Genomic DNA, 6,914 nt, shown 5'->3' with positions numbered 1-6,914 from the left:
TGCTCCAAAGAAACATAGCTGAACATCCCATCCTGAACCTGCTCAGTTCCACGCATAATCAGTAGACGAATCTACGCACAACCCCGTTGCGGAGAGCTGCCTTTTTCAACAAGTTCCTAGAGGCTGCTATGAAGTTTGCACCAAGATAGGCCGCTCGCTTCCGCGGACTCGTGCGCGATTACGAACGGCTCTACACTACGCTCAAAGGATTACGTCGCCTTCGCCTGCATCGTGATCGCCAGCATGTTCAAACGTCGCATGAACTTCATAAGATCTCCAGCAGGCGGATGCGATTCCCAGCTTGCCGGATTGTCTGGCCGGGCTGATTGCCTCATGCAGGCCCGGCAGAAGGGCTTGCATGAGGCACCCGCCAATTCCTGGTTTCATCGATAACGCATTCTGAAGCAATCCGTTCGTATTTCGCTCAGGCGGCTCTTGTCAGAAACCTGCGGCTGAGCCAGCGGCGAACGGGCTCATCATAGAGCTTCAGGCACGCGTAGGCGATGGAGACAGCTACGACCAACAACAATGCGCCCCATATTGCTCCCTGAGCCGGAGGAATCCTCTTTTGTATAACCCAGGCCGTGTAGATGTAGATCAACGGATAGTGCGTGATGTAAAGGGGGTAGGACAAATCTCCAAAGAAGCGGGCTATCCGGATCGAAAGGCCATCCGCGCGCTTCTCGCCTGCGCCGATGGCAACGATGATCGGAAAGAGGACGATGATGCAAAGCGCTTCGTAGAGGCCGTTCATCCAATGGTGTTGTGTGCCGCCGAATCGTGGCAATGAGAGTGCCACAATCAGCAGGAGGCTGCAGATGGCGAAGGCTCCCTTGATTTGAATCCGCTTTCCGAGCCGCATGAGGAGAATGCCCGCGAAAAACGGGAACAACAGGCGGGCGAAGCCAATGTGAAGTTGCGTGGCATCAAGAGCCCAACCGCCAATCATGTCGCCGCGGGGTCCAAAGACGGCGAGCTGCACGAGGAAACCTGCTGCGAGCAACACGAAGACGGTCAAGACACGATTGGACATCTTGCGAAAACCAACCGCATAAAGAATGTTCCCGATGTATTCGAAGAACAGCGACCAGGCTGGGCCGTCGAGCGGATGCATCTCCTGCCAGCCGCGAATGTCCAGGGATACTGGCAATGGCAGAAGCGTGCAGCCCAACAGCATGACCAGCAGCATCTTCCACACGGGGGTCGTGGCCACGAGTGGAAACACAGGACCTTGCTGAAAATAGAAGAGCGCCGCGCCGATCAAGCTGCCCATGATGACCATGGGTTGAAGCCGTATGAGACGCCGCTTATAAAACTCCCACTGTGTCATGCGGCTCCAGCGGTCGTCGTACGCATAGGCGATTACGAAGCCGGAGAGCAGGAAGAAGAAGTCTACCGCCAGATAGCCGTGGTTGATGATCTGTTTGATCGGGTTGCCACCGGCGTATGCCTCAAGGGTGTGGAAGATGACAACCATGAGAGAGGCCACGCCGCGGAGGCCGTCCAGAAGGACATAATGGCTTTTCGCAGGCGCGATGGCAGTTGTTGAAGTTGCGGTTGAGGTGGCATTCATATGGATTTTTTCATCATAACGCGCCGGTATATCCTCGTAGGGCCTTTTATGTGCTTAGGGGCGCGCCCTAAGCACATAAAAGGCCCTGGAGAAAAGACGCGATCCGTGCTGCATAAGTTTAGATTTTGCGCTCGCGATATGTTTCTATTTGCGATTCCTGTATGGCTAGTCGAAGCTTTTTATAGTTCCCTTTTCCCGAATCCACTGTTCCGGTTCTTTACTGCTTGCCATGAAACAGCTTCTGGTTCACGTCCGGCCAGAACTCCTTCAGCGCGAAGGTAAACGCATCAATCCCCACATCCAGTCCCCACTGCTGAGCCGTGTTGCTGAAGGTCCGTTCCCGGCTCGGATAGTAAAGGTTTGATAGTCCAGCCGCCGCTCCTGCGCCCACCACCTCCGACGTATTAAAGACCTCTCTGGCGTTGTCGTCGCGCGTGATCACCGCGCGGCTCAGCGCATATCCGGTTCGCCGCCAGAACCCACCCCGCCCGAGCGTGTAATATCGCGAGTCCTGTTTCGTGAGTGACGGCATCACAAACTCCACCATGTAGTTCTCGGATGTCTGGTCCACAGCCGAGTGCCAGAAATAGCGCCCATACCCGGCAGCTCCCTGCCCAAACTCCGGCGTCGAATTCCGCGCCTGGTCATAGCCTGCAATCAGCGCCGGAATCACAAGCGACGAGTAATCGAAGGAGTCCTTGGTCGCATCCATGAACTTGTCTTTCACCGTCTGCGGCGGCAGCTTCTCATCCGTACTCACCGCCCGAAAGTTCGGAACGATGCCCAAAATCCGTTTCGTCTGCTTCGGTGGGGCATCGCTCGGCGTCGGCTGTTGCGTGTCCTGCTGCTGAACCGCGTCCGGCGCATCCGGCAGTGCCGCCAATTCCTGCGCCGTGAGTCCGCTCGCACTCAACAGCAAGCCGGCAAATGCAATTTTTTGACTGAGATGAATGAAAACAAAATAAAAGCTTTTTTTATACTTCAATCAACAAGCCCTCGCTTTGGTCCGGGATCGCTTTCTTTTTATCTTATTAAGACTCGCCGGATCGCGGGAAGACTCACACAACAATCGCTTGCGCTGGAACTGAGCCGTCTCAGATCCCTACATCTCTATCTACCTGTTTGCAGTTTGCCCCGGAACACCTTCCGATTCACGTCCGGCCAGAACTCCTTGGCCGCATACGTGAGCGCATCAAAGCCAATATCCAGGCCAAACCGCTGCGCTGTGACGGATGGTCCAGTCTGCGGGCCCGGATAATACAGGTTCGCCAACCCCGCCGCCGACGCCGCGCCCAATATCTCCGAGGTGTTGAAGACCTCATTGCCAGCGTCGTTCCGTATCACGAAGGCGCGGCTGAGCGCATATCCTGTCCGGCGCCAGAACCCGCCCTCTGTCATCGCATAATACCGCGAGTCCTGATGCGTCACCGCCGGAAACACGCCATCCACCAGATAGTTCTCCGATACCTCATCCAGCGCCGTGCGCCAGTAGTAACGGCCAAAGCCATCGGGGCCTTTTCCGAGCTGCGGATCTCGATTTGTTACCTCTTTGAAGCCCGCGGCAAATGCCGGCTTCACCACCGCCAGCACGCTGAGCGTGTTTCGCGTCGGAACCATCATCTTTTCTGAAACTGTCTGTGGGGGTAATTGATCGTCGATGGACGCAGTGCCCAAATCCGGTATTACGGTAAAGAGCGGCTTCTGATCCGAGTCGCCGCCGCCCGGTGCCGGCGTCCGCTGGATCATTTCCTGTTGTGGAGCAGGCTGTGGAGCATCCGGAAGCTGGCCGGCCACGCTGCGCGCCATCATCAGGGAAGTTGCGCAAAGAGCTATTTGCAAAAACCGGCGCATACCGGAAGAAAACCTCATGGGAGTGAAGTATTTAGCGTTCAATTTTTTGTCTTCTCTCCGGATATAGCCCTTGGTCTCAATAGTTGAATTAAGAGTTTTACTTCTAAACGGCCCCATTCGCCCAGGAGTCGGTTCCAGCCAATACAATTCTCTAAGATGCATATCCGCGCAAAAATGGCGTTTCTCTTCCCCGGACAAGGCTCGCAAACCGTTGGCATGGGCCGCGAACTGGCAGACCGCTTCCCCGTGGCAGCCGCCACATTTGCTGAAGCAGACGAGGCTCTCAGCCTCCCCATTTCAAGGCTCTGTTTTAACGGCCCGGAAGAAGACCTGCGCCTGACGGAAAACACGCAGCCCGCGATTCTTACCGTTTCAGTCGCTGCCTGGCGCGTACTGATTGAGCACGGCATCCAGCCCGCTCTCGCCGCCGGCCATTCACTGGGCGAATGGTCCGCACACGTTGCCGCCGGCACGCTTTCCTTCGCCGATGCTGTCCGCGCCGTCAAGGCCCGCGGCCGCGCCATGCAGCAGGCAGTCCCCGCAGGTATTGGGGCTATGGCCGCCATTCTCATGCTGGACCCCGCTCTGGTAGCGGAAGCCTGCGCGGAAGCCGCAGCCGAAACAGGCGAGCCTGTAGCCGCCGCCAATCTCAACTCGCCCTCTCAGACCGTCATCTCCGGCACAAAGACAGCCGTTGAAAAAGCCTCTGAGATCGCGAAGGCCAAAGGCGCGCGCCGCGCCGTGATGCTCCCGGTCAGCGCTCCATTTCACTGCGTACTCATGCAGCCCGCGCAGGAGGAAGTGGCCCGCGTGCTTGCCGGCATCGCGCTTTCAAATCCGGCATTTCCCGTCGCCTCAAATGTGACCGGCAAGCTGGTCACCACAGCCGAGGAAGCCCGCCACGCTCTCATCCAGCAGGTGACAGGAGCAGTCCGCTGGGTCGATTGCGTAAACGCTCTCGTCGCCGCCGGCGCAAGCACATTTGTGGAAGCAGGCCCCGGCAAAGTTCTTACTGGCTTGATGAAACAGATTGCGCCGGATCAAAAAGCGCTGAATGTGGAAGACGCGGCAAGCCTGGAAAAAACTCTCGCTGAATTGCAGTGATTGCTTCGCAAAGGAGCCTCGTAAGTGAACGATTATTACGTCACGTGTTGATTGATCCACGAAATTACGAAGAGTTCTATTACGGCGAGGGCAGAGGGGCGCGGAAAGATGCCCACGAGAAGGAAACTTCCGACACCGACAAAGTAAAGCGGATCAGGGCCATTCAAAAAGAAGGCTTGTCTGTAATCAAAAGGGTCATTGCACGTAATCTTTCAAAAACAGAAGCTCAACTCGTAGAAAAGACTTTGCTATGGAAGCTCGGCAAATGGACAACAAATATAGCAACCGGGCATTTCGCAGATAAATTCAGGCCAAACGATAAAATGCACCGCGAATTACCGGGGTTTGATTTCCAAAATGGCCTCTACTATTACAACATCGGCGAAGGCCCACATCGGGACTGGGACGATTACGTCCAGTTTGGATTCATCTCGGCTGGCCAAGGTGTGCATTGGCGTAACGCCATGCTGAGATTTCATGAAGGAGATATTTTTGCTGCATATTTGCAAGGCCGAGGCTTCGTAGGAGTCGGTCGCATTCTGTCCAAAGCCGTGCCTATTCGGGATGTAAAGATCAAAGGACGGCCATTGTTGAATTTGCCGCTTCAGTGCAAAAACATGGCAGAGAACTGCAATAACCCGGAACGATCAGAATATGTGTGCTTAGTGCAGTGGCTTGCGACCGTTCCGCGCGAAAAACCAAAGTGGCAACCTAAATCCAAACTCTACACAACACAGCTTGTACAAGCTTCGCTAGATGGACAGCCCAAGACTGTTGAATTTTTAGAGCACGAATTCGGGCTTAATATGCGCGAACTACTTATCTAAGCGAGGTACGCCGATAGCCTGACAGTGACCCACCAAAGCCAGGTTAGTTGATAGCTAACAGCTGATTCACTTATACGATTCCGGATTGATCTCTATATCCGGCGGCGCAAAGCTCAGCGTGCCATCATGCGGGTCCCAGTCCAGGCTCAGCGCCTTGCTCTTGCGCCCATTAATCAGAATCGCCATCAGCAGCTGGTTCCCATACATCCGCGCCGCTGCAATCCGATGTGACTGAATCACGCCGTACTCATTGTCCGGGCTCGTCGAGCTCCAGTCTCCCTGGAAGCGAGGAAACGGATAGGTTTTGTGCTTGTCCAGATGCTGCTTCCAGTTCTTGTCATGCATCCAGATGCCATACGCGGTTTCCAGATCGTTCTTCTCCACGGCATCCAGAAAACGATTCGCCGCCGACCGGCCGAAGAGATGATTCTGCCAGTTCCACGGCCAGTCCACCGGACGCGCCGCAACAAACCAATACACAATCACCAGCAGGAAAAACGACACCACGCCGGACCAGAGAATCGTTTGATTCCGCCGCGCCTTCGCCTCGTCGTATTTCGGCGCATCGAGCAGGGTCATGAAGATCTCCTATGAAAAGCAGGGACTAAGGGGACTATCGGGACTAAGGGACAAAAAGCATCCCGCTTCTAGTTTAGACACCGGAATGCCGCCATCGGTTCCCTCACCGGATGCCGATAAGCAAACCGGCGCTCATGCCGACCGATTGCTGGTGCCCGCCCGCAAAGCTGTAGTCATAAGCCGGCTCAAGATACCAGCCAAAGCGGTGCTTGCCGGACGGCCAGAACATAAAGTCACCCGCCAGCTCCGCGGCTATGGAATTACTTGATTTGCCATTTTGGCTGAGATGTATCCATTCAGGACCGATGCCTGCCATGAACTCCGCCTTCCGCGACAGCGTCCACGGCTTTTTGAAGAGCAGATCGGTATCCCACTCCGTCGATTTGTGCGTATAAAAGGGCGACACGCCCGCCTCAATCTCCAGCCAGTTCTCAATCGGCGTAATCTCCGCTGCAAGATTCGGCGCAAACGTTGCGGCGCCGCCGCTGAGATTCCAGTTCATTGCCGCGCCAATCTCCAGAATGGCAGCCGGATCGTCATCCTTGCCAGGTTCCTGCTTTACACCGGTAGTTTGTCCTTCAACCTGTCCGGCAGCGCGCAGGCAGCCAAGCAGGAGTACGCATGCAGCTAAGCCCATCTGCACTGGAATGTATCGCTTCATACCTGAAAGATATATCACTCTCTGCTGTACGAATTCCGCTCTTTGTCCTTCTGCCGCTCCACCGCCAGCTCAATCAGCCGCGTAATCAGGTCGCGATACTTCAGGCCCGTCGCTTCCCATAGCTTGGGATACATGCTGATCTGCGTGAACCCCGGCAGCGTATTCACCTCATTCAGGTAAATCCGCCGCTTCCCATCGGGCTCCATCAAAAAATCCACACGCGCCAGCCCTGCCAGATCGCATGCGCGGAATGCCTCCACAGCCATCGCCCTAATCTGCTTCGACTCCGCAGCGGTCAACTTGGCCGGGATCACCGGCA

8 protein-coding genes and 1 pseudogene are annotated in these 6,914 nt (G+C 55.6%); 2 read left to right on the top strand and 7 right to left on the bottom strand.

Going from position 1 to position 6,914, the window contains the following annotated elements; all coding sequences use genetic code 11:
- Positions 1–201: 201 nt before the first annotated feature.
- The 4 genes from ABSG47_RS19830 to ABSG47_RS19815 form a co-directional block, all read right to left on the bottom strand.
- Positions 202–360, bottom strand: a complete 159-nt coding sequence (locus ABSG47_RS19830) for a hypothetical protein (protein WP_424171947.1) — start codon at positions 358–360, stop codon at positions 202–204.
- Positions 361–424: 64 nt separating this feature from the next.
- On the bottom strand, positions 425–1,573 hold the full coding sequence (locus ABSG47_RS19825; RefSeq protein WP_424171944.1) for an acyltransferase family protein: 1,149 nt from the start codon (positions 1,571–1,573) through the stop codon (positions 425–427).
- Positions 1,574–1,790: 217 nt separating this feature from the next.
- On the bottom strand, positions 1,791–2,486 hold the full coding sequence (locus ABSG47_RS19820; RefSeq protein WP_424171941.1) for a hypothetical protein: 696 nt from the start codon (positions 2,484–2,486) through the stop codon (positions 1,791–1,793).
- 197 nt (positions 2,487–2,683) lie between these two features.
- Positions 2,684–3,424, bottom strand: a complete 741-nt coding sequence (locus ABSG47_RS19815; RefSeq protein ID WP_424171939.1) for a hypothetical protein — start codon at positions 3,422–3,424, stop codon at positions 2,684–2,686.
- A gap of 174 nt (positions 3,425–3,598) precedes the next feature.
- Here ABSG47_RS19815 and fabD point away from each other — a divergent pair, with 174 nt between their 5' ends.
- The gene (gene fabD, locus ABSG47_RS19810) at positions 3,599–4,528 is read left to right on the top strand and encodes an ACP S-malonyltransferase (protein WP_424171936.1); all 930 of its coding nucleotides are present in this window, start codon (positions 3,599–3,601) and stop codon (positions 4,526–4,528) included.
- Positions 4,529–4,572: 44 nt separating this feature from the next.
- Positions 4,573–5,355 (top strand): DUF8606 domain-containing protein, encoded by a 783-nt coding sequence (locus tag ABSG47_RS19805; protein WP_424171933.1) that lies wholly within the window; start codon positions 4,573–4,575, stop codon positions 5,353–5,355.
- Between the two features lie 66 nt (positions 5,356–5,421).
- Here ABSG47_RS19805 and ABSG47_RS19800 read toward each other — a convergent pair whose 3' ends face one another.
- The 3 genes and pseudogenes from ABSG47_RS19800 to ABSG47_RS19790 form a co-directional block, all read right to left on the bottom strand.
- Complete coding sequence (locus ABSG47_RS19800; RefSeq protein WP_424171930.1) at positions 5,422–5,934, bottom strand: hypothetical protein; 513 nt, start codon at positions 5,932–5,934, stop codon at positions 5,422–5,424.
- A 103-nt stretch (positions 5,935–6,037) separates the two neighbouring features.
- Positions 6,038–6,595 (bottom strand): hypothetical protein, encoded by a 558-nt coding sequence (locus ABSG47_RS19795; RefSeq protein WP_424171927.1) that lies wholly within the window; start codon positions 6,593–6,595, stop codon positions 6,038–6,040.
- A gap of 14 nt (positions 6,596–6,609) precedes the next feature.
- Positions 6,610–6,914: pseudogene (locus ABSG47_RS19790) on the bottom strand (D-alanine--D-alanine ligase A); the annotation flags it as partial.

This window comes from Occallatibacter sp. (assembly GCF_049510455.1).
Classification (GTDB): domain Bacteria; phylum Acidobacteriota; class Terriglobia; order Terriglobales; family Acidobacteriaceae; genus Telmatobacter.
Note: the sequence above shows the minus strand (reverse complement) of the source record. Positions and strands in the feature narration are given on the sequence as shown.

What these genes read in the sequence shown, in the direction of transcription:
- ABSG47_RS19825 (WP_424171944.1), bottom strand. Translation starts at nt 1,573, where the DNA reads ATGAATGCCACCTCAACCGCAACTTCAACAACTGCCATCGCGCCTGCG.
- ABSG47_RS19795 (WP_424171927.1), bottom strand. Translation starts at nt 6,595, where the DNA reads ATGAAGCGATACATTCCAGTGCAGATGGGCTTAGCTGCATGCGTACTC.
- ABSG47_RS19800 (WP_424171930.1), bottom strand. Translation starts at nt 5,934, where the DNA reads ATGACCCTGCTCGATGCGCCGAAATACGACGAGGCGAAGGCGCGGCGG.
- fabD (WP_424171936.1), top strand. Translation starts at nt 3,599, where the DNA reads ATGGCGTTTCTCTTCCCCGGACAAGGCTCGCAAACCGTTGGCATGGGC.
- ABSG47_RS19830 (WP_424171947.1), bottom strand. Translation starts at nt 360, where the DNA reads ATGCAAGCCCTTCTGCCGGGCCTGCATGAGGCAATCAGCCCGGCCAGA.
- ABSG47_RS19815 (WP_424171939.1), bottom strand. Translation starts at nt 3,424, where the DNA reads ATGCGCCGGTTTTTGCAAATAGCTCTTTGCGCAACTTCCCTGATGATG.